Annotated in this window: 19 protein-coding genes; 6 read left to right on the forward strand and 13 right to left on the reverse strand. The window is 39.2% G+C overall.

Translation table 11 applies throughout. The features are described 5' to 3' along the window. Nucleotides 1–4 precede the first annotated feature (4 nt). The 6 genes from LVD15_RS01260 to lepA form a co-directional block, all read right to left on the reverse strand. Complete coding sequence (locus tag LVD15_RS01260; RefSeq protein WP_233778479.1) at nucleotides 5–934, reverse strand: hypothetical protein; 930 nt, start codon at nucleotides 932–934, stop codon at nucleotides 5–7. Nucleotides 935–946: 12 nt separating this feature from the next. Next, nucleotides 947–2,557, reverse strand: coding sequence for a SusD/RagB family nutrient-binding outer membrane lipoprotein (locus LVD15_RS01265; protein WP_233778480.1), 1,611 nt, complete (start codon nucleotides 2,555–2,557; stop codon nucleotides 947–949). 11 nt (nucleotides 2,558–2,568) lie between these two features. Then, nucleotides 2,569–5,784: a SusC/RagA family TonB-linked outer membrane protein gene (locus LVD15_RS01270; protein ID WP_233778481.1), complete on the reverse strand. Its 3,216-nt coding sequence runs from the start codon at nucleotides 5,782–5,784 to the stop codon at nucleotides 2,569–2,571. Between the two features lie 165 nt (nucleotides 5,785–5,949). Beyond that, the gene (locus tag LVD15_RS01275; protein WP_233778482.1) at nucleotides 5,950–7,857 is read right to left on the reverse strand and encodes an OmpA family protein; all 1,908 of its coding nucleotides are present in this window, start codon (nucleotides 7,855–7,857) and stop codon (nucleotides 5,950–5,952) included. Between the two features lie 61 nt (nucleotides 7,858–7,918). Then, complete coding sequence (locus LVD15_RS01280; protein ID WP_233778483.1) at nucleotides 7,919–8,812, reverse strand: bifunctional 5,10-methylenetetrahydrofolate dehydrogenase/5,10-methenyltetrahydrofolate cyclohydrolase; 894 nt, start codon at nucleotides 8,810–8,812, stop codon at nucleotides 7,919–7,921. 34 nt (nucleotides 8,813–8,846) lie between these two features. Next, on the reverse strand, nucleotides 8,847–10,631 hold the full coding sequence (lepA, locus tag LVD15_RS01285; protein ID WP_233778484.1) for a translation elongation factor 4: 1,785 nt from the start codon (nucleotides 10,629–10,631) through the stop codon (nucleotides 8,847–8,849). A gap of 168 nt (nucleotides 10,632–10,799) precedes the next feature. On the opposite strand from lepA, the gene LVD15_RS01290 reads away from it, so the two are divergent. Continuing rightward, entirely contained in the window at nucleotides 10,800–11,333 is a 534-nt protein-coding gene (locus LVD15_RS01290) for a DUF4924 family protein (RefSeq protein ID WP_233778485.1), read from the forward strand. A gap of 37 nt (nucleotides 11,334–11,370) precedes the next feature. On the opposite strand, the gene LVD15_RS01295 is transcribed toward LVD15_RS01290, so the two are convergent. From LVD15_RS01295 to LVD15_RS01315, 5 genes are read right to left on the reverse strand one after another with little or no spacing between them, the layout of a single operon-like run. Beyond that, a complete protein-coding gene (locus LVD15_RS01295; RefSeq protein ID WP_233778486.1) occupies nucleotides 11,371–12,648 on the reverse strand; it encodes a metal-dependent hydrolase family protein in 1,278 nt (425 codons plus the stop codon). Nucleotides 12,649–12,683: 35 nt separating this feature from the next. Then, nucleotides 12,684–13,445 carry an ethanolamine ammonia-lyase subunit EutC gene (gene eutC / locus LVD15_RS01300; protein ID WP_233778487.1) on the reverse strand — a complete coding sequence of 254 codons (762 nt, stop codon included), beginning with the start codon at nucleotides 13,443–13,445 and terminating at the stop codon, nucleotides 12,684–12,686. A 2-nt stretch (nucleotides 13,446–13,447) separates the two neighbouring features. Next, nucleotides 13,448–14,827, reverse strand: coding sequence for an ethanolamine ammonia-lyase subunit EutB (locus tag LVD15_RS01305; RefSeq protein WP_233778488.1), 1,380 nt, complete (start codon nucleotides 14,825–14,827; stop codon nucleotides 13,448–13,450). A gap of 4 nt (nucleotides 14,828–14,831) precedes the next feature. Next, the gene (gene eat, locus LVD15_RS01310) at nucleotides 14,832–16,169 is read right to left on the reverse strand and encodes an ethanolamine permease (RefSeq protein WP_233778489.1); all 1,338 of its coding nucleotides are present in this window, start codon (nucleotides 16,167–16,169) and stop codon (nucleotides 14,832–14,834) included. A gap of 33 nt (nucleotides 16,170–16,202) precedes the next feature. Beyond that, on the reverse strand, nucleotides 16,203–16,895 hold the full coding sequence (locus tag LVD15_RS01315) for a methyltransferase (RefSeq protein ID WP_233778490.1): 693 nt from the start codon (nucleotides 16,893–16,895) through the stop codon (nucleotides 16,203–16,205). A gap of 181 nt (nucleotides 16,896–17,076) precedes the next feature. Between LVD15_RS01315 and LVD15_RS01320 the strand changes: the two genes are divergently transcribed. After that, nucleotides 17,077–17,661: an acyl carrier protein phosphodiesterase gene (locus LVD15_RS01320; protein WP_233778491.1), complete on the forward strand. Its 585-nt coding sequence runs from the start codon at nucleotides 17,077–17,079 to the stop codon at nucleotides 17,659–17,661. Nucleotides 17,662–17,749: 88 nt separating this feature from the next. Continuing rightward, a complete protein-coding gene (locus tag LVD15_RS01325; RefSeq protein ID WP_233778492.1) occupies nucleotides 17,750–18,118 on the forward strand; it encodes a hypothetical protein in 369 nt (122 codons plus the stop codon). A 55-nt stretch (nucleotides 18,119–18,173) separates the two neighbouring features. On the opposite strand, the gene thiL is transcribed toward LVD15_RS01325, so the two are convergent. Further along, a complete protein-coding gene (gene thiL, locus LVD15_RS01330) occupies nucleotides 18,174–19,208 on the reverse strand; it encodes a thiamine-phosphate kinase (RefSeq protein WP_233778493.1) in 1,035 nt (344 codons plus the stop codon). 190 nt (nucleotides 19,209–19,398) lie between these two features. On the opposite strand from thiL, the gene LVD15_RS01335 reads away from it, so the two are divergent. Further along, entirely contained in the window at nucleotides 19,399–19,578 is a 180-nt protein-coding gene (locus LVD15_RS01335) for a hypothetical protein (RefSeq protein ID WP_233778494.1), read from the forward strand. On the opposite strand, the gene mce is transcribed toward LVD15_RS01335, so the two are convergent. After that, nucleotides 19,562–19,972 carry a methylmalonyl-CoA epimerase gene (mce, locus tag LVD15_RS01340; protein WP_233778495.1) on the reverse strand — a complete coding sequence of 137 codons (411 nt, stop codon included), beginning with the start codon at nucleotides 19,970–19,972 and terminating at the stop codon, nucleotides 19,562–19,564. The genes LVD15_RS01335 and mce overlap by 17 nt on opposite strands. Nucleotides 19,973–20,089: 117 nt before the next feature. On the opposite strand from mce, the gene LVD15_RS01345 reads away from it, so the two are divergent. Then, nucleotides 20,090–20,503: a hypothetical protein gene (locus tag LVD15_RS01345; protein ID WP_233778496.1), complete on the forward strand. Its 414-nt coding sequence runs from the start codon at nucleotides 20,090–20,092 to the stop codon at nucleotides 20,501–20,503. 12 nt (nucleotides 20,504–20,515) lie between these two features. Beyond that, nucleotides 20,516–20,842, forward strand: a complete 327-nt coding sequence (locus LVD15_RS01350; protein WP_233778497.1) for a HesB/IscA family protein — start codon at nucleotides 20,516–20,518, stop codon at nucleotides 20,840–20,842. Nucleotides 20,843–20,881 lie beyond the last annotated feature (39 nt).

Genomic DNA, 20,881 nt, shown 5'->3' on the forward strand with positions numbered 1-20,881 from the left:
TATTTTATTCTGCAGAAATAACAAATTGATTCTCACAACCTTCAAATGGCCCCCCACAAGCTGTAACACTATCATAAATCAAGCTAAAACTTAATTCCTCTGCTTCAGGATCATAGGTTCCAGCTCCTAAAACAGAAGTATTATATACTACATCTGCAGTACCGCAGCTCAAACCAGGAGATTGATTAATAATCAATACCCTTCCACAAATAAAAAGCACTTCTACACTTCTACCATCAAACCCAAAAACTGTAAAATCACTTAAGGTATATATTGGTCCATTTTCCTGCGTCAAAGTCACTGTTCCACTAGGTCCATCATCAGGCACGAACCCATCTGCACACCCAGAAGTTAACACTACATTATAGGTTCCTTCATAATTTACAGGCAATGGGCAAGCAACAAAAGAAGTCCAACCTACAGAAAATATTTGCGTGGCGGCAGAATTAACTATCCCTGGAGGAACATTTAAATTTCCATTAATGGTTTCTGAAGGAAACACTCTACCATCCGTAAGTGTGGTGGTATTAAAAAACTCCATATAATCACCTCCATTAAATGCTTCAGGACCTGACAACCCTATTAAACTTGCAAGTTCAGCTGCAGTCCATGTCTCATTCATTATTGCTCCATTTTGAAAATCAGATTGCGTATAAGTTACAACTGGTATACTATCACTAACCTCTCCAGTTTGTGCGTTATTATAAACCATAGTAATTGCTATACTTTCAATATTTTCATTCTCAGAAAACACATTGTATTGAATCTGAGCGCTAGCAATATCATCAAAATTTAAGTTTGTAAAATCTGCATCCAGTTGAATCCTAACATTGGCCCCATCTTCCAGGTCAGGCACCCTGACCTTATCATCATCTTGACAGGCTGCCGCAGCAATACCCATCATAGCTATTAATAATATATTTGTTATTCTCATTATTGTATTCTTTTAATTATCCCAAAAAACTTTGTCCAAAGCAGTCCTTCTCTGAGGTGGTGCATTTGGGTTCAGTGAAATATCATTTATATTATAAGGGAGCGACACAGGATAATCCCTGGTTCTTACCGTAACGTTAAGATTGTCCGTATTACCATCATGAAGTAAAGGGTACCCAGTCCTTCTGTAATCAGTATAGGAATCAACCCCAAAACCAAAGCTTGCTATCCATTTTTCAGTCATAATCAACCTTAGCCTATCATCCTGATTAGCCCCATCAAAGATTGCTAATACTTCATCTATATAATCATTTCTATCTGCATCAGAAATAGTCGGAGCACTGGCTGCAGAAGCCACTTCATTAACCTTATTAAATGCAGCGATCATTGCCTGCTCAAATAATACTCTCTCATCAGCAGCTATAACCTCAGCATTGGCTAACTCGGTCATAATAAAAAGGACATCATAGTATGTAAGCATCCTTAGGGGAGCATCTCCTCTTCCAACACTAAAGCTAGCCGTACCACCCTCTCCTGCATCATAAGCACCACCTACAGGATATAGACCCAAGATTGACTTGGATGAAGATTGGTCAAACCCTTCATTTGGATCTATATTAAATGAAAATGCATATATAGACACGAATTCACCTACTTTATATGAAGTAGGATTTTCAGCATCCTCTCCTGGTGATAATTGATTATACCAATAATATGGAGCTCGGGGATCTGAAATACCATTCAAAGGGTTCCCTTCTTGAGGAAAAAATGTCTGACGCCCAGTCATGATTTCAAATAAATAAGGACTTACCGAATAGAAAGCGGCTCCTTCCGCGTATTCCTGACTATAACCGGGGTTTCTATCATCTGGAGACTGCGATGTACCATAGTTCAACTCAAAATCAAATTCTATATCATCAATAAACATATCAGCATCCATCAACTCCTGTACATCTGTACTTACATTCTGAACTAACCGAACCTGATTATACATCTTCAATTTTAGAGTATTCCCAAAACGTATCCATTCATCTAACTCTCCTCCATAAATAAGATCTCCTTCCACCTCTCCAGGGGTATCACTACTTAAATCGGCAATAGCTTCATCAATTAACAAGTGAACTTCAGCATAAATATCTTCACCATCATCAAAGACTGGAGCTGGATTCTCCTGACCCAATCCTCTCTCTGTATAAGGCACATCACCCCAGACATCCACCATTATACTATATGTATAAGCTTTGATTAACTTACCTACACCTGAGTAGCCCAACTGCCCACTTGCTTCAGCATCATTAATAAGTATATCAACATCAGTTAAAACATTGGCAAATAAGTTATCCCATGGATTAGTTATTCCTCCATCATTACCAGAAACCCCATAATCATTTAAGGACCCCCGCCTAACAATTTGATGCATATACAAAGAAGTAATCTGCCCCAACCCACCTACTTGCATACCCAAAGACTCAGACATATCCACCTGAACTCCTGATAAAAGAAGGCTCGCAGGTGCATTATCAATACCAGGGTTATTAGGATCTTCATTTATGTCTAGAAAATCACCACAGCCATTCAAGGCAGTAATAATTATTAACAAAAAATATAGTTTATATCTTTTCATAGTAAATTCAATTAGAGTGTAAACCTGATAGCTACTGCATACCTTTTTGGAGTAGGTGTTGCACTATATTCAAAACCTTGCTGATTAGATGAGCCAAATTGATTAATCTCTGGATCGAAATTAGTTCCCTCAGGGAAATTTGGAGCAGAATACCAAAGATTACGTCCAATAAGGGAAATTCTAGCACTTCCAAAAGGAGTGTTTTTCAACAAAGCCTGCGGAAAATCATAAGCTAAAGAGACTTCACGTAATCGGTAACGAGTTGCATCCCAAACACCCCATTCATCCGAGCCATTAATTGCAAAAGAATTCCCAAACCATAAAGAATTTTCATCAATCATGGTTCTGTTTGGAATCTTAGCTCCCTCTTCTGTACGAATAGGCTCTAACGTATTAGGATCACCATATACTCCTGGAATTATTCGGGGCATTTCTCGATCTTCAGTATCAGTAGTCACTCCTCTACCTAACAATGAAATTACTGTATTAGAATAAAGATCTCCCCCTTGAGTCCAATCAAAAACAGCTGACAATGTAAACCCTTTAAAAGAGAAGGTATTTGTAAGACCTACAATAAAATCCGGATTGGGATTACCTATAATTGCAGGCTCAAGCGCCTGTATTAATCCTCCATTAGAAGGGTCAATCAAAAGATTACCTTCATCATCTCTTACATCAACCGTACCTCTTATTAGTCCAAACTCTTCACCAGCACGCTGAGTAGCTATAACTCCTCCGGCAAATCCAGAACCAAAAGTAATTTCTTCAACTCCATCCACTAATTCTTTAATGAGGTTTTTATTATGTGTAAAAGTTCCATTCAAATCCCAACGAAACCCTCCTGATAACTGTAATGGGGTAGCTTTTAACGTAACCTCTATACCTTCATTAGTAAGCACTCCAAAGTTTGTAAGAAAAGAAGTATAGCCAGAAGAGGAAGGATAAGATATAGGTGCTATTTGATTATCAGCCTCACTATAATAGTAAGTCACATCTAATCCTACCCTATAATTTAACCAATTGGTCTGAATTCCAAATTCATAATCAGTTTTTTGCTGTGGCTTAAGGTTAGGATCTGGTTGTTGACTTGTTAGAGTCGTTGTAGGATTTCCTAAAAAAGGAGTGTCATCAGAAGGATTAATAATAAATACTGGAGCTAGTTGATAAGGATCTGTATCACTACCCACTTTACCCCAAGAAGCGCTTACTTTTAACATATCTAAAAAACTAGATTCAATACTTAAAGCATCTGTTAATATCGCTGACAATGTAACTGCAGGATAGAAAAAGCTTCTATTATCCACCGGCAAAGTGGACGACCAATCATTTCTCGCCGTTATTCCTAAATATAAATAATCCTTATACCCAAGTAAAATATCTGTATAGAGACCAACTATTCTTCTTCTTGAATACCCTCTACCTCCAGGCGTAACATTATTTGTATTATCTAAATCATCTATATCAAAATCCACATAACCAATTCCCTGAGTAGTCTGCCCATCTGAGGTACGTTGATTAATATTATGACCTACAATAGCTCTCAAATGAAAATCTTCATTTAAATCATTTTCATATGTTGCTGTTAGGTTAGCATCAATTTCTTCAAACTGTATCAAATCATAAATGAACCTACCCTCTCCAGGATTAGAAGAAGGCCCTGTTGAACCTGGACGAATAAAGTCCGTGTTTTTTTGAGTATAAGTATTAATCCCTGCTGTATATGCTACCTTTAACCAATCCTTTATCTCATAACCTAAGTTCAAAGAGGCTACAATCCGATCAACATTAGTAGTAAAACCCGCATTCTCATAGGACCAATATGGATTATCCGCCTGACCTCTTCCTACCATAAATTCACTTCCCAAATCAGTTGGATTTTGATAAGGCTGCCCTTGCACATCCCAATTTCGCCCCAGATATAATGCCCTGGCGAAAGCAGATGAATTATTTGAGCCAGACAAACCTACACCGGACTGTACTCCTTCTTGTACCGTTTTAGTATAAGCGATATTAGCCCCAACATTAAAACCATTATCTAGTTGTGACTGACCACCAACACTAACATTGGTTCTCGCAAAATTAGTATTGGGCACATAGCCATCATTATCACTTCTGGATAAGGTTGTAGTAAGAACCGATTTTTCATTACCCCCAGTTAAAGTAATTGAATTATCTAATAATATTCCTGTTTCAAATAAATCCTTCACATTGTCTGGGTAAGCCTGATATGGAACAACCACATCATCATACAAACCTCCCCACCCATCTCTTCCTGCATACCAATGTGGGATTGTTTCGGTATTAGCATAATTTCTAGTACCCATAAAAGGTGCTCCCCAAGATCCATTAACTTGTTGATATGCATAATTGGTACCTGACCCATAAGTATTTTGATAATCAGGAAGGTTAGCAATTTCCTCAAATGCTATAGAGGAATTTACCGCTATTTGCAAACCTTGTTTCCCGGCTTTAGCTCTTCCTGTTTTAGTGGTAATGACTACCACACCGTTTGATGCTCGGGTTCCATAAAGAGCAGCCGCTGCGGCTCCTTTAAGCACAGTCATTGATTCAATATTGTTAGGATCAATATCTGCGATTCTACTACCATAAGCACCTCCACTAGTTAATTGATTAAAGGTTCCATTAGTATTATTGTTATATGGAATGCCATCCACCACAAAAAGCGGTTGATTATTTCCCAATAAAGAAGAATTACCCCTAATAGTTATCCTTGTAGCACTACCTGCTGCTCCCCCTGACCCAGATATATTTACACCAGCTATTTTACCTTGCATTGCACGAAGAGGATCAGGCTCTGCCACCTGCTGCAATTGCTTACCGCTTACATTTTCAACGGAATACCCTAACCCTCTTGCCTCTCTTTCAATACCTCCTGCAGTTACTACTACCTCATTTAATTGCTTAGCATCTTCAGACATCTCAACACTTACTTGTGTCCGTGATCCTATTTCAACTTCTTGAGATAATAGACCTATAAATGAAAAAGTAAGCGTTCCTCCTTCTTCAGGAACTGATAATGTATAATTTCCATCGATATCAGTTACTGTACCTGTAGCTGTACCCTTGAGTAAAACATTCACTCCGGGTAATGGCGATCCATCCGAGGCGGAGGTCACCTTACCTGAGATGCTCCTTTGCTGCGCCCACACCTCTCCCAAAGGCAGAAAACACAGCAACACGAAACCAATTAGTAAAAAGTTCTTCATATTGTTTTGTTTAGATTTAAATGTATGTTAGTACAATTTCGATAATAATATAAAAATTAATTTTGTACTAAATCAACATAATCTAAATTTTTTTATAACTTTTCCACCTACAAAGGGTACTATATAGTCAAATTGACTATTTTCAAGATAACATCACAAATAAATTCAATCCACCACTTTAAACTCAATTCTGCGATTGAGTTGGCGGTTTTTATCTGAGGTATTAGGGTAGGCTGGGGAGGATTGTCCGTAGCCTTTATAGGAGAGTTGTTTTGAGGAAATTCCGTTTTTAATCAGGTAATTATATACCGATTCAGCTCTTTTTAATGACAGGTTTTGGTTATACTCTTTAGAGCCTGAGTCATCTGTGTGACCACTGATTTCAACTCGTATTATGGAATTGTGGCTCAAAAAATCAATTAAACGATTCAATTCAGTAGAGGAAGTGTTATGCAATTGATAGCTATCTAACTCGAAGAATATGTTATTCAACACTACTTTCATCCCTACGTTAATTGGGTCCAGATAAATGTCCATAGTAACAGGTTCTTCGGTCTGCTCCTCATAGTTAAAGGAAAGGCTTTTATATAGATAACCGCTTTTTTCTACATATAGACCGTATTGGGCACCTTCTGTCAAAACCATTAGATAATCTCCACTGATTGAGTCAGAACTTACTTGTGACACTTTTTTATTTCTTTTTAAATCAAATAACTGGATTTCTGCATTAATGGGAGCCTTGGTTTTCGCATCGAACACCTGACCTTTCACATATGAGGTCTTGTATTTAACCCTTGAATCCGCCGGCACATCAAACTCATAAAGTATGCTTCTCCGCTGGTCTACCAGCAAATCTTCATGAGAATAATACCCTTTGGTTCCATCTGCGGTTATATATAAAGATAACTGATCTTCACTATTATTTATAGGAAATCCCATATTTTTAGCGGGAGTCCAGCCGTCCTCTGTTTTTTCTGAGCTAAAAATATCGAACCCACCAAAACCGGTATGACCATTTGATGCAAAATAAAGCGTAACGCCATTAGGATGAATAAAAGGAGAAATTTTCTCTCCTATTGTATTTATTGCTCCTCCCAAATTCTCTGGAGATGACCATTCATCATTCTCATCTTTATGACTCACATAAATATCTCTATGCCCAACATCTCCGGTATGTCTGTTAGAAACAAAATAAAGTGTTCGCCCATCCGCAGAGAGTGATGGCTGAGACTCCCATGCTCTACTATTAATCTTAGGCCCAAGATTAACAGGATCAGTCCATTCATCTCCAATCTTTTTGCTCATATATAGGTCACAGCTACCATATCCAGGTCTACCAAAGCAAGAAGTGAATATTAGCGTTCGCCCATCTGCTGATAAAGTACAGGTTCCTTCATTACCATCTGTATTGATATTTTTTGACAAGCTTTTGGCAAAGCCCCAGCTGCCATCTTCCTGTTTATAGCTTATTACCAGATCTTCATCATAATCCATGGAGGCACCCAATCGGCGTGTGAAGATGATAGCATTTTGATCTACTGTTACTATTGGAAAGTACTGAGTAGGAAAGGCATTTACAGTATCGCTTAAAGGGTGTGGGTTAAACAAAGAAGGATCATTCAAATTCTGAACAGCAAATTCAGCGTTTTCCTTAATCTTTCTAGCGTCTCTTATTCGATTTCTATTGGTGGGTGAAGAAGCCAGATAACTATTTATAGTTTCCAGCACTTCATGATACTTCCCAAGCCTCAGGTAAAGCTTAGAAAGCTCAAATAAAACCAGTGAATTTTTTTCATCTAAAGAGATAGCATGAGTCATTTGCTTCTCTGCCTCCTCTAGCCGGCCGGTAGACTGATAAACTAACGCCAAGAGCATATAAGCTTCTTGAAATTCATCGTCTTTTTTTAAGGCCTGCTGAAGCAGTTCTTCAGCGGCCTTATATTGAGCTCTTACCCTATGATTATCTGCCTCACGGTAATAGGCAATGGCCTTTTTAGACTTAGTATGAAACTGAGCAAATGAAGACCCTAAAAAGCAAAACAGACAACCTATAAGTATGGTAAAAAATTTCATATCGTAACGTTCATAGTAAACTTATGAATCTGAAACGAGAAATACCATAAAGAAACAGGAATTAAAGCACTTTGCCTTTCGCTCTACTTTGAGATGCTTTTAATGTATTAAGCAATAAAGAGGCAATAGTCATAGGCCCTACTCCTCCTGGCACTGGAGTTATATAACTAGACTTAGGTGCTACTTCGTCAAACTCAACATCTCCTTTTAACACATAACCCCTGGGAGCATCATCTGAAGCTATTCTGGTAATACCTACATCTACCACTATCACTCCGTCTTTCACCATATCTCCTTTAATTAGACCTGGCTTACCGGTAGCTACAATAAGGATATCCGCCTTTTTAGTATGCTCTTCCAGATTTTTGGTGTGAATATGACAAACTGTAACCGTAGCATTTTCATGGTAAGACATAATGATGCTCATGGGTGCACCTACCGTACGGCTGTTACCCACCATTACGCAATGCTTACCCAGAATGTCTATATCATATCTTTTCAATAGCTCAACAATTCCGTAAGGAGTAGCAGGCATTAATCCTGGGTTTTTAGAGGTGATTTTACCATAATTAAGGTTAGTAAAACCATCTACATCTTTTTCAGGCATTATTCTTTCTGTAACCTTGGTAGATGAAATATGCTCTGGCAATGGCAACTGCACTATTAAACCATCAATATCATCATCGGCATTGATACGCTCAATCTCTGACATGAGCTTATTTTCGCTTATGCTATCAGGAAAGTTCAGCAGTGTATATTCGAACCCTACTTTTTTACAAGACTTAATCTTGTTATTCACATAGGTATGGCTAGCACCATCATCTCCTACTAATATAGCTGCCAAATGAGGTCTCTTTCCTCCCTGATCAACTATTTTTGTTACTTGTTCTGCAATCTCCTCTTTAATATCATCGGCAACCTTTTTACCGTCAAGAATGATAGTTTCTCCAGACATTCGAAATATTTACTATTTATTTGAATATAAAATGTTAATCTAATTTCAATACAGCCATAAATGCTTCCTGAGGTATCTCTACGTTACCCACCTGTCTCATACGCTTCTTACCTTTCTTCTGTTTCTCAAGAAGTTTTCTCTTACGGGTAATATCACCACCATAACATTTGGCCAATACGTTCTTTCTCATGGCCTTCACTGATTCTCTGGCTATAATCTTAGTGCCGATAGAGGCCTGAATAGCGATCTCAAACATCTGACGAGGAATAAGTTCCCTCAACTTCTCACACAATCTTTTACCCCACTCATAGGCTTTATCTCTATGCACAATGGCTGAAAGAGCATCTACTCTATCTCCATTAAGCATAATATCAAGCTTAACCATGGTTGATTGCCTGAAGCCGATTAGCTCGTAATCTAATGAGGCATAACCTCTGGAAAGTGTCTTGAGTTTATCAAAAAAGTCGAATACAATTTCCGATAAAGGAAGCTCAAAGGTAAGCTCTACCCTTTCCGGAGTTAAGTAAACCTGATTTTTGATAATACCTCTCTTATCCATACAAAGGCCAATAATATTACCTATAAACTCATCTTTAGTGATTATCTGAGCACGGATAAATGGCTCTTCAATATGAGAAATGGTATTTGGCTCCGGCATTTCAGAAGGAGCATTAATATTCATTATCGATCCATCACTTTTTACTGCATGAAACTGCACTGAAGGCACAGTGGTAATCACTGTCATATCAAACTCACGCTCTAGCCTCTCTTGCACAATCTCCATATGCAGCATACCCAGGAAACCACATCTGAAACCAAAACCCAGGGCCGCTGATGTTTCTGGTTCCCAAATAAGTGAGGCATCATTAAGCTGAAGCTTCTCCATAGACGCCCTCAACTCTTCAAACTCACTAGTCTCTACAGGATAAATACCAGCAAACACCATTGGTTTTACGTTTTCAAAACCTTTTACCGCTTCGCATGGTCTGTTGGCATGGGTGATGGTATCCCCCACTTTCACTTCTTTGGCCACCTTTATACCTGAAATGATATAGCCTACGTTTCCGGCCTTAATAGTATCTTTAGGCTGCTGCTTGAGTTTTAGTACCCCAATTTCATCCGCCTCATAGGTTTTGCCTGTATTGACAAATTTAACTTTGTCGCCTTTATTTATCTCACCATCAAAAACCCTAAAGTATACTTCTATTCCTCTGAATGGATTAAATACAGAGTCAAAGATCATGGCTTTTAATGGTTTTTGAAGATCGCCTTTCGGCGCTGGTATTCTGTTTACAATTGCCTCTAATATCTCTGGAATACCTATTCCCTCTTTAGCACTGGCATGAATAACATCAGCAGGATCACAACCAATCAGGTTAACGATCTCATCAGTAACCTCTTCGGGCATAGCACTAGGCAAGTCAATTTTATTAAGCACAGGAATTATTTCCAGATCGTGCTCTAAAGCCAGATAAAGGTTAGAAATAGTCTGAGCTTCAATTCCCTGAGCTGCATCTACTATGAGCAGGGCGCCTTCGCAAGCTGCAATAGATCGTGACACTTCATAGGAAAAGTCTACGTGTCCTGGAGTGTCTATCAGGTTCAAGGTATAAGTCTGCCCTTCATGAACATAGTCCATCTGAATAGCATGACTTTTAATAGTAATACCACGTTCGCGCTCCAAATCCATATCATCAAGCAACTGTTCCTGCATATCTCGTTCGGTTACAGTTCCTGTTGATTGTAAAAGCCTGTCGGCCAGAGTACTTTTACCGTGGTCAATATGGGCTATTATACAAAAGTTTCTTATTTGCTCCATGTATGAATGTTTCCTCTCTAAATGATTCTAACTGGCAGAATTTAAAAGTGCAAAGGTAGATATTTATATGTACTTAACTAACATTGCAGAATACTAATTATTAACAGAAAATTAAAGGCATTAATCTCAAGTTTTTAATATTTGTATTTCTTTCAAAAACTGATCAGCATGAACATAGCCGAAAATAAAAAACAGAACAACATTTCAGAATATATTATTTACATGTATCAGACCGAAGATCTGATCAGGGTCTATGAATTTGATATTGAACTTATAAAACAGTATGTAATTAAGCATTTCCCGGTTAGTGATGAAGAAAAGACTGAAATGGCCGAATGGTACAAGGACATTATGGCTCAGATGGAAAAGGAAGGGATAAAAGAAAAAGGCCATTTATCTACCGTTCAGAATCATGTAGATCAGCTCTCTAGAATGATGGATGATTTAAAAACCAGCGATGAAGAATTTAAAAAGATCTATGAGCATACCGCACCTTATATAAAAGAAAGCCTTGAATTGGCTCACGGCCAAATTACTGATGAAATTCAAATTTGCTTAAATGGTATTTACGGATTATTGCTTGCTCGCATGAATGGTCGTGAAGTACCTCAGGAGCTTATGCCTGGCATCAATGCTTTTGGCGACACCCTTTCCTACTTAAGTTATAAGTATAAGCAGAAGAATTTTTTGAGTGATAATTAGAGAATCATCTGGCAGAGCTCAAAATCCTCTGCCACCCCTACCTCTTAAACACCTCTCCACCTTTCATCACAAACACCACGTCTTCCATAGTGTGGATATTTTTTAATGGATTTTCATTCACAGCTATTATGTCTGCCTTTTTACCCTTTTCAATAGAGCCGTATTTCTGATCAATTTTAAGCATTTGTGCAGGAATTATGGTTGCCGACTGAATAGCCTTCATCGAAGGCATGCCCACCTCCACCATATACCCAAATTCCTTTCCGTTATCTCCATGAGGGAATACTCCTGCATCTGTACCAAAAGCAATTTTAACACCTCTTTTATAAGCTTCAGCAAAGGTGCTTTGTATCTTCGGGCCAATAGCCAATGCTTTAGGCACTACCAGCGCAGGATAAAAACCATCAATTTTTGCCTTTTCCGCTACAAACTTGCCGGCCGAAATGGTAGGCACATAATAGGTGCCTTTTTCTTTCATCAAATCCATAATTTCAGGAGTCATCAGGGTACCATGCTCAATAGAAGTAATCCCTGCCTGTACGGCACGTTTCATCCCCTCAGCTCCATGCGCGTGCGCCGCGGTGATCATTCCATATTCATTAGCCGTTTGTACAATGGCCTCTAGCTCATCCATTTGAAATTGAGGGCCAGAACCATCTTTAGCAACACTCAGCACACCTCCTGTAGCAGTTATTTTTATCACATCTGCTCCATTTTTATATCTCTGGCGTACCGCTTTTCTTGCTTCATAAGGCCCATTAATAACACCGTCATGCGGCCCTGGGTCTCCCATCAGATCATGCCTGTAACTATTAGTAGGGTCGGCATGGCCGCCGGTGGTGGCTATAGACTTACCTGCAGAATATATTTTAGGTCCAACTACTTTGCCTGAATTAATAGCATCTCTTAAAGCTGTATTAACTCCGCTTCCACCCAGATCTCTAACGGTAGTAAACCCTGCCATCAGAGTACGCTTAGCATATACTGTGGCATTAAAAGCGATATCAGCCTCATTTAACTTAAATTCATCAATATAAGAAGTTGGGCTGGCTTCCCCCTCCAGGTGAACATGCATATCCATCAGTCCTGGCAAAACTGTTTTATCTTTTAAATCGATGATTTGATCTCCTGAGACTGGCTTAGCATACCCCTTTTTTACTTCTACAATCTCATCAGCAACCACCACAATAGTCATCTCCTGCTGCACCTTGTCACTTTTGCCATCTATCAGGTTTCCACAATAAATCAATGTTTTTTGAGCATAGAGAACATTCGCCATCAATAAGCTCAATAGGAGTAGGTAGATCTTTTTCATAAAGTAAAATATAATCAAAAAACCAATATCACAAGTCAGGCATTGAGATTCCCCATATTGTCTTTGAGTTTTACGCCAGATATTTTCTTAGAAAAGGCCTCCTGAATAATATAAAAGATTTTATCTGCGGCGGCGGGGTATACCAAGCCATTAGGTCTGATATTAGAAATACAGTTTCTACTTTCATCAGTAAGGCCTTTATTAGGCTTGTAGGTTAGGTAGGCACCCAGGCTCTCCGGGGAGCTTAACCCTGGCCTTTCTCCTATAAGTATGAGCGATAGCCCGGCATGTAATCGCTCTCCAATATCATCTGCAAGGGCCACCCTGCTTTGCTCTGCGATTATTATGGGAGCGACTGTTTTATGAGCCTCTTGCAGCTTTGGCAGCAACTCTTTTAATAGTGGCACGGCATGCTTATTCACTGCTGAAGATGAAAGCCCATCTGCCAGGATGATCACCACATCAAAGCCTGAATGATTAATTTCATCTAATTTCTTAGCAGAGGCATCATTTAAAAATTTGCCTAAATCAGGCCGTTTTAAATATTGCTCTCTATTTTCGACCTTACTGCTTACACAAATCACCTGCTGAGGCAAGGCCTCCACCTCCGCTTTTAGCTTTTCAATATCTAAATGAGAATAAACGGCATCTCTGGCATGTGCATGAGCCATTTGAAAAGCCAACGACTCTTTCAAAGGTATGCTAGTGCCATTTCTACCTAAAACTATTCGGGCTGAAGTATATTCTTTCAAGTTCTTCCATTGGTCTGGTTGATTATTAGGCGCAGGTTTATCCATAACTATAAATGGTTTAGACTTTCTAAAAGATGTGTTGACTGAGCACTACTTATCTTACCTTGCTCATCCATAATGCCAAAATTTAGCAACCACTTTTCAAACTCCGGAGCGGGTTTCAAGCCCAGCACTTGCCTTACATACAGGGCATCATGAAAAGACGTAGACTGATAATTCAGCATAATATCATCGGCACCAGGAACGCCCATAATGTAATTGCAGCCTGCTACTCCCAACAGCGTCAACAGGTTATCCATATCATCTTGATCGGCCTCCGCGTGATTCGTATAGCAGATGTCCACCCCCATAGGCAAGCCCATGAGCTTACCGCAGAAATGATCTTCTAAGGCCGCTCTTATAATCTGCTTGCCATCATATAGATATTCTGGGCCTATAAAACCTACCACAGTATTGACTAACAGCGGACTATACCTCCTGGCCACAGCATAAGCTCTTACTTCACAGGTCTGCTGGTCCAGATCATGATGAGCACCGGCAGAAAGACAGCTACCCTGACCAGTTTCAAAGTACATTACATTATCTCCTACCGTGCCTCGTTTTAAAGAGCGAGTGGCTTCCAAAGCCTCATCTAAAAGCTTAAGGTCAATCCCGAAGCTTTTATTGGCAGCTTCTGTCCCCGCTATCGACTGAAAATTAAGGTCTACCGGCGCATTAGCCTCTATAATTTCCATAGTGGTAGTAACATGGCAAAGCACGCAGGTCTGGGTAGGGATTTCATATTTTTGAATAAACATATCCAACACCTCTAACAATTGCCTCACTCTTGCAGGACTATCACTAGCGGGGTTAATCCCAATTACCGCGTCTCCACTGCCATACATCAGTCCATCTAAAATACTAGCGGCTATTCCTTTTATATCATCTGTAGGGTGATTAGGCTGCAATCGGGTAGAAAAACAGCCCTTTAAACCCAATGTATTACGAAAGCGGGTGATCACCTCACATTTTTTAGCAACCGCTATTAGCTCCTGATTCCGCATAAGTTTACTAACAGCTGCCACCATTTCCGGGGTTAATCCAGGAGATAGGTTAGCAATATCTGCTCCTGCAGTTTCTTCAGAAAGCAGCCAATCTCTTAAATCGCCTACCGTAAAAGAATTCACCTTTATAAAGCTTTCTTTATGATGCGTGTCTATAATTAGGCGGGTCACCTCATCTTTTTCATAATCAATAAGGTGTTCAATCAGGAACTGCTTCAGAGGCACATCGGCCAGCACAATCTGGGCTGCAATGCGCTCTTCATAGGTTTTAGCTGCCACACCCGCCAGCACATCACCAGATCGATGTGGTGAAGCTTTGGCCATCAGCTGCCTTAGGTTTACAAAATTATAGGTATTGTTTTTTACAGTATACTTATAAACCATACGCTTAGAGTTCCTTTTCTAATAACAAGTCTGCCTTTATCTTGCTTTTATGCTTTCCTAATACAACATAAATAAGCATGATAATGATCAGTGCCAGAAAGAAAATCAAACTAAGAAATGGATTATACCAAATGATGGCCACCAGACTAATACAGCAAAGCAGCAAGGCAATAGCCGGAAACCAAGGGTAAAATGGTGCTTTAAAAGGTCTTTCGAGTTCAGGCTCTTTTTTTCGTAATACAAAAAGACTCACCATACTTATAATATACATTACCAAAGCTCCCAGCACACTCATTATTATTACCTGATCAGTAGTTCCCGATAGCAAAGCCACACAGCCAACTACTCCACCAGCTACCAAAGCCCAGTGTGGAGTTCTAAATTTTTTATTCACCTTGCCTAACACAGGAGGTAGATAACCAGCCCTTGCTAAAGCAAACAGCTGCCTTGAATAACCTATAATTATACCATGAAAAGAGGCTATTAATCCGAATAAGCCAATACTCGCAAATAGCTTGGTCCACGAATTATCTTTGCCTAAAACTACACTTAGCGCTTCTGGAAGGGGATAATCAATATCACTCAAATTTCTCCAGCTGGTTACGCCGCCAGTGAGCACCATGACTCCCAGCGCCAGTAAAACCAGTGTAATAAGACTATAAATATATCCTTTCGGGATGTTCCTTTTGGGCTCTTTCACTTCTTCCGCCACCATAGCCACTCCTTCTATGGCCAGGTAAAACCATATAGCGAATGGCAAAGCAGCAAACACTCCAGACCAACCAAAAGGCATAGGTTCGCTCATAAAAGTGTCTACCTTAAAATCAGGAGCCACTAAGCCCATATACAACATAAGCTCAGCCACAGCCAGCAACGTGACTACCAATGAAAATACCGCTGACTCCTTGATTCCTAATAGGTTAATGCCTATAAAAACGACAAAACAAGCAATAGAAGTGGGTAAAATAGGTATGGCAGGATGCAGAAAATGCAGATAACTACTAAGCGCTAAAGCAATAGCTGGCGGAGCAAATAAGAATTCTATTAAAGTGGCATAGCCCGCAATAAACCCTCCCATAAAGCCAAAGGCACGATAAGAGTAGGCAAATGGACCTCCGGCATGAGGTATAGATGAGGTAAGCTCGGTAAAGCTAAAAATAAAGGTGACATACATAAGGGTAACTATGAGCGTGGCTATGAGAAAGCCAACCGTGCCAGACACACCCCAGCCATAGTTCCACCCAAAATATTCTCCTGAAATAACGAGGCCTACAGCAATAGCCCACAAATGGACCGGACGCAACACTTTCCTTAGACCGGGTTCTTCGGACTGATGATTCATAAAAGGTTAGGTTTTAGGTTTAGTTTTATTTAATCAACTAAACGGCTGAAGTACTGCCAGGTACTCATCTTCTTCCCCTTCAAACACCACATAGGTGGCCCAACCCACTTCTGCAGCTACGCGCTGCAAGGTATCCTGATCAATATAAAGCCATTTAAACAGTTCTCCTTGTTCCTGCTTATATTCAAACTGATATTCTACTTGTCCATAATAGTAGTCAGGATATTCTCCTTCTTCATACAAGTATTCAATATCACTGGAATCTATAATTATACGGCCATTTTCAGTGAGTAGCGTTCTGGCAAAAGTGAGGAAATTTTTAAATGCCCGTAGTGTTCCCAAAATTCCGGTTCCGTTCATCAGCATCAGGATGGTATCATACTTACGATCTGGACGATACTTCAACAGGTCTGAATGTACAATATTTCTGACCCCTCGCTGACTCATCACTTTGCATGCCTTTTTAGAACTGTCAAGCGCTACAGTATGGAGCTTATCTTGCAACATAAGGGTATGCACACCCGCTCCTGCACCAACATCCAACACTACACCATCACATAATTCTATAGCATAGTTCTCCATATCAGATAGATCATCTGGCTCCCTAAAAAACACCTCTACAGGCATCTCTTCGGGCTCTCCGTAATTATTATGAATAAGGAGAGGTGGCTCAAACGTACCATTATGATAGTCTAGCAATGCTTGACCATATACATCTTCTGGCATACAAACGTGACTTTAACCTAGCCATATCAATACTGTTACATAAGGCTAAGCGATAAATATATCTGAATTTCATTAATTATACCACTAATTATAGCATCTACCTGAAATTAACATGAAACAACCTGCTTTTCATGATGACATTTTTCAAGATTATCATTTACTTTATCGTTTAACTTTTATTATGAATCTTCTTGCACACGCTTATTTATCCGGAGATAACACTCAGATTCTGGTAGGAAACCTTATCGGGGACTTTGTGAAAGGGAAAAGGTATGAGCAATATGAAGGCGACTTACAAAAAGGAATTTTACTCCATCGACAGATCGACGAATACACTGACACCCACCCAATAGTCATCCAAAGCAAACGTCGTCTTTCTGAAAAGTACAGGCACTACAGCGGTGTAATAGTAGATCTGTTTTATGATTACTTTCTGGCCTCTCAGTGGCAAAAGCATCACCACACCAGTTTAGAACAGTTTTCCGCACAGGTATATGAATCTTTAAAAACTTTATCTGAACATATTCCCAAAAAGGCCAATGAAATGTTTGGCTACATGGAGCGAGGCAACTGGTTACTTAACTATAGGGAGGTTAAAGGCATAGACAGTGCCTTAACAGGACTTTCTCACAGAACAAAATTTCTTTCTAAAATGGAGCAAGCGGCAGATGACCTAGTAGCCTCTAAGGAAGAATTTAAAGAGGAATTTGATGAATTTTTCCCTCAGATAAAAGCCTTCACTGAAGAGTGGATGCGCCATAACTAAACAATTATCGGTTCACAGCGTAATTAGAATAACTGCTAAAACCATCGGTTTTATTAATTTTGCATATCACTAAAATTCAGAAATTGCTATGAACAATGATCCGGAACTAAACGGAAAGTATCTGGGCCAAATATCGGAAGACTTTGTGGTGGTGGCCGACACGCTTAAAGAAGCCTCTTACCAGATTAGAAAAAGAAAGTTCTCTGATTATCCTATATTCCCTATATCAAAAATAGAATTGCCTATCGGTCAATTATTAATTGGCAAAACCGAACTGGCCGTAAACTGGAATTATAATGCTTCTTATTTAGATGAGTTTATACAACGAGAAATAGTAAGTGATGAAGCTGTTGAGGAATTTAAAGAAGCTTATAAAGATCCTGATGAATTCTGCTGCCTGTTTGTGGTAGATGAGGATTTCACCAATTTCGTATACATCCCTTATCCCATAGATTAAGAAATCAAGTTATCTCTAAAGCCATAATTACTTTAGAGATAACTCTTTAATATTTTTACTGATTAAAGTGATTCCAGCCTTGAGCCTGTAGTGCCACTTCTCTTTCACCTTTAGTAATCATAATATTACCTGCACTTAGCTCTTGTACATCTCCTATAAAGTGAATATCAGGATGCTTTTTCAGCTTTTCCATGTCAACTTTAGACACTGTAAAAAGCAGCTCATAATCTTCTCCTCCATTTAAGGTAGCGGTAGTAGCATCAATATTCAGCTCATAACCGGTATCATAAGTCTGCTTATCAATAGGCAATTTATCTTCAAAAATTCTCATACCAACCTGAGATTGCTTACTGATATGAAACAGCTCTGAAGCCAGACCATCAGAAATATCAATCATCGCCGAAGGCACCACTTTTAAATCTTTCAATTCATGTATGATGTCCATTCTGGCCTCAGGCTTTAATTGCCTTTGCACTATATAATCATATTTATCTAGCTGAGGTGTCATGTTAGGGTTAGATAAAAACACCTGTTTTTCTCTCTCTAGCACCTGCAAGCCCATGTAAGCGCCTCCTAAATCACCAGTAACACAAATCACATCATCTACCTGAGCACCACTTCTTTTAGATATCTTGTCCTTATCAGCTACTCCTACTGCGGTTACAGAAATTACCAGTCCGCTACCAGAAGAAGTAGTATCTCCACCCACTAAATCTACATTGAAGCTTTCACAAGCAGCCTTCACTCCTCTATAAAGCTCTTCTACAGCTTCTACAGAAAACCTGTTACTCAAGCCGAGGCTTATGGTAATTTGCTTTGGAGTGGCATTCATAGCAGCAATGTCAGATACATTTACAGCTACCGCCTTATACCCCAAATGCTGCAATGGCATAAATGATAGGTCGAAATGAATTCCTTCTAACAGCATATCAGTAGAAAGCACGGTATAATGATCTCCGCTATCTATCAGGGCTGCATCATCACCAATACCCAAAGCCGTTTCGCTATTCGTTTTTGTGAAATTCTCACTTAATCTATCAATTAGCCCAAACTCACCTAACTGGCCTATTTCTGTTCGTTTTTCGCTCATTATAATATTTTTTAATCATGAAGAAGGCCATTCACCTTCCACTCGTCGATGTATTTCGTCATTTATCTTACAAAGGTAAGCGTATATCTTCAATCCATGTTCATCACAGGTTACAAATGTGCCCCTCAAGCCTATTTACTGATAATTACCCGCCGGTAATTGATTATAAAACTGAAAGAGAGGAAAGAAGATGAAGACTACAATTAAATATTTCTGTTTATTACTTACCAGCCTGACATTACTTACCAGCTGTGGTCCTAAGCCTCAGTATAAAACTTCTTTAGGAAAGAAAAAACTTAAGCACTATAACTCTGTGCAGTATGGTACTGAGTCTCCTAAAACGTTTAAAAGCTTTAAGCGTCAGAAGTAATTTCCTGGCATAGCTCTACCAATACTCCATTGGTAGATTTAGGATGCAAGAAACACACAAGCTTGTTGTCTGCTCCTTTTTTAGGTTTTTCATTCAGGAGGGTAAACCCTTCCTCTGACAGTCGTTTCATTTCCGATTCTATATCAGCTACCTCATAAGCAATATGATGTATGCCTTCTCCCCTTTTAGCTATAAACTTAGCTATGGGAGAATCTGCATCAGTAGCCTCCAAGAGTTCTATTTTAGTATCTCCCAGCTGAAAGAAAGAAGTGCTTACTTTTTCTGACTCCACAGCCTCTAATTTATAAGGCTGCTGGCCAAAGAGCCTGGCGAAAATATCATTAGAATCTTTAATATTTTTTACGGCTATACCAATGTGCTCAACTTTTATCATAGAATTACGTTTAGGGGATAAGTCTAGTTTTAGATAACTTTGCTTAAAGTTTGAAACTTTTTAAATTGGGGTGAAGTTTTATTTTAAAATTATTGAAAAAGAATTAGGATTACTGCTATGATGATGGAAACTTCCGGTGACGTACATGTAGAAGCAGCACGAATTCAGAGAGAGATTAAGAGCCATTTAGGATTAAGGAGCAACGCACTGATGTTTGAATATGGCAATATGGAAGGAAAAGTGAAGCTGGATCTGATCACCATCAACCCCAGGCATAATCAATCATTCCTTTTTCACTCTGTAATGGGGTTTGATAAGGTGGATGCTCTGCAAAAGATGCTGGAGTACGTAAAACATTATAAAGAGAAGGAAAGTAGCTACACTATACAGTGGATAGCCAAAGGAGATAAAGAGCATAATACCTCTTACTTCAGAGCGAGCGGTGTATATGATGCTTTGGATAAATTATATTATGGCCGTGACTCAAATACCCTCACGGTTTTTAGTGTGGTTCTGAACCCGGTAGCTTAAATAAAAGAAACTATGATTAATGTAACTGATAAAGCAAAAGAAAAATTAGTATCTCTTCGATCGGAAGAGGGAAAATCTACTGATCATAACATAAGAGTATTAGTACAGGGAGGAGGATGCTCCGGCCTGATGTACGACCTTAAGTTTGATGCAGAAGTTCAGCCTTCAGACGAAATATTTGAAGACAAAGGAATAAAAATATTAGTAGACAAGAAGAGCCTTTTATATTTACTAGGCACAACTCTTGACTTCTCAGACGGACTTAATGGTAAAGGATTTCAGTTTATCAATCCTAATGCCACCCGCACCTGCGGATGCGGAGAAAGCTTTGCCGTATAACCCTTAAGTAATTAGTCAAATTATTGAAAAGAGGCCGTT

Origin of the sequence: Fulvivirga maritima (assembly GCF_021389955.1) — a bacterium.
GTDB lineage: Bacteria > Bacteroidota > Bacteroidia > Cytophagales > Cyclobacteriaceae > Fulvivirga > Fulvivirga maritima.

Coding starts and splice junctions, on each gene's coding strand:
- LVD15_RS01260 (WP_233778479.1), bottom strand. CDS start 934: ATGAGAATAACAAATATATTATTAATAGCTATGATGGGTATTGCTGCG.
- LVD15_RS01265 (WP_233778480.1), bottom strand. CDS start 2,557: ATGAAAAGATATAAACTATATTTTTTGTTAATAATTATTACTGCCTTG.
- LVD15_RS01270 (WP_233778481.1), bottom strand. CDS start 5,784: ATGAAGAACTTTTTACTAATTGGTTTCGTGTTGCTGTGTTTTCTGCCT.
- LVD15_RS01275 (WP_233778482.1), bottom strand. CDS start 7,857: ATGAAATTTTTTACCATACTTATAGGTTGTCTGTTTTGCTTTTTAGGG.
- LVD15_RS01280 (WP_233778483.1), bottom strand. CDS start 8,812: ATGTCTGGAGAAACTATCATTCTTGACGGTAAAAAGGTTGCCGATGAT.
- lepA (WP_233778484.1), bottom strand. CDS start 10,631: ATGGAGCAAATAAGAAACTTTTGTATAATAGCCCATATTGACCACGGT.
- LVD15_RS01290 (WP_233778485.1), top strand. CDS start 10,800: ATGAACATAGCCGAAAATAAAAAACAGAACAACATTTCAGAATATATT.
- LVD15_RS01295 (WP_233778486.1), bottom strand. CDS start 12,648: ATGAAAAAGATCTACCTACTCCTATTGAGCTTATTGATGGCGAATGTT.
- eutC (WP_233778487.1), bottom strand. CDS start 13,445: ATGGATAAACCTGCGCCTAATAATCAACCAGACCAATGGAAGAACTTG.
- LVD15_RS01305 (WP_233778488.1), bottom strand. CDS start 14,827: ATGGTTTATAAGTATACTGTAAAAAACAATACCTATAATTTTGTAAAC.
- eat (WP_233778489.1), bottom strand. CDS start 16,169: ATGAATCATCAGTCCGAAGAACCCGGTCTAAGGAAAGTGTTGCGTCCG.
- LVD15_RS01315 (WP_233778490.1), bottom strand. CDS start 16,895: ATGCCAGAAGATGTATATGGTCAAGCATTGCTAGACTATCATAATGGT.
- LVD15_RS01320 (WP_233778491.1), top strand. CDS start 17,077: ATGAATCTTCTTGCACACGCTTATTTATCCGGAGATAACACTCAGATT.
- LVD15_RS01325 (WP_233778492.1), top strand. CDS start 17,750: ATGAACAATGATCCGGAACTAAACGGAAAGTATCTGGGCCAAATATCG.
- thiL (WP_233778493.1), bottom strand. CDS start 19,208: ATGAGCGAAAAACGAACAGAAATAGGCCAGTTAGGTGAGTTTGGGCTA.
- LVD15_RS01335 (WP_233778494.1), top strand. CDS start 19,399: ATGAAGACTACAATTAAATATTTCTGTTTATTACTTACCAGCCTGACA.
- mce (WP_233778495.1), bottom strand. CDS start 19,972: ATGATAAAAGTTGAGCACATTGGTATAGCCGTAAAAAATATTAAAGAT.
- LVD15_RS01345 (WP_233778496.1), top strand. CDS start 20,090: ATGATGATGGAAACTTCCGGTGACGTACATGTAGAAGCAGCACGAATT.
- LVD15_RS01350 (WP_233778497.1), top strand. CDS start 20,516: ATGATTAATGTAACTGATAAAGCAAAAGAAAAATTAGTATCTCTTCGA.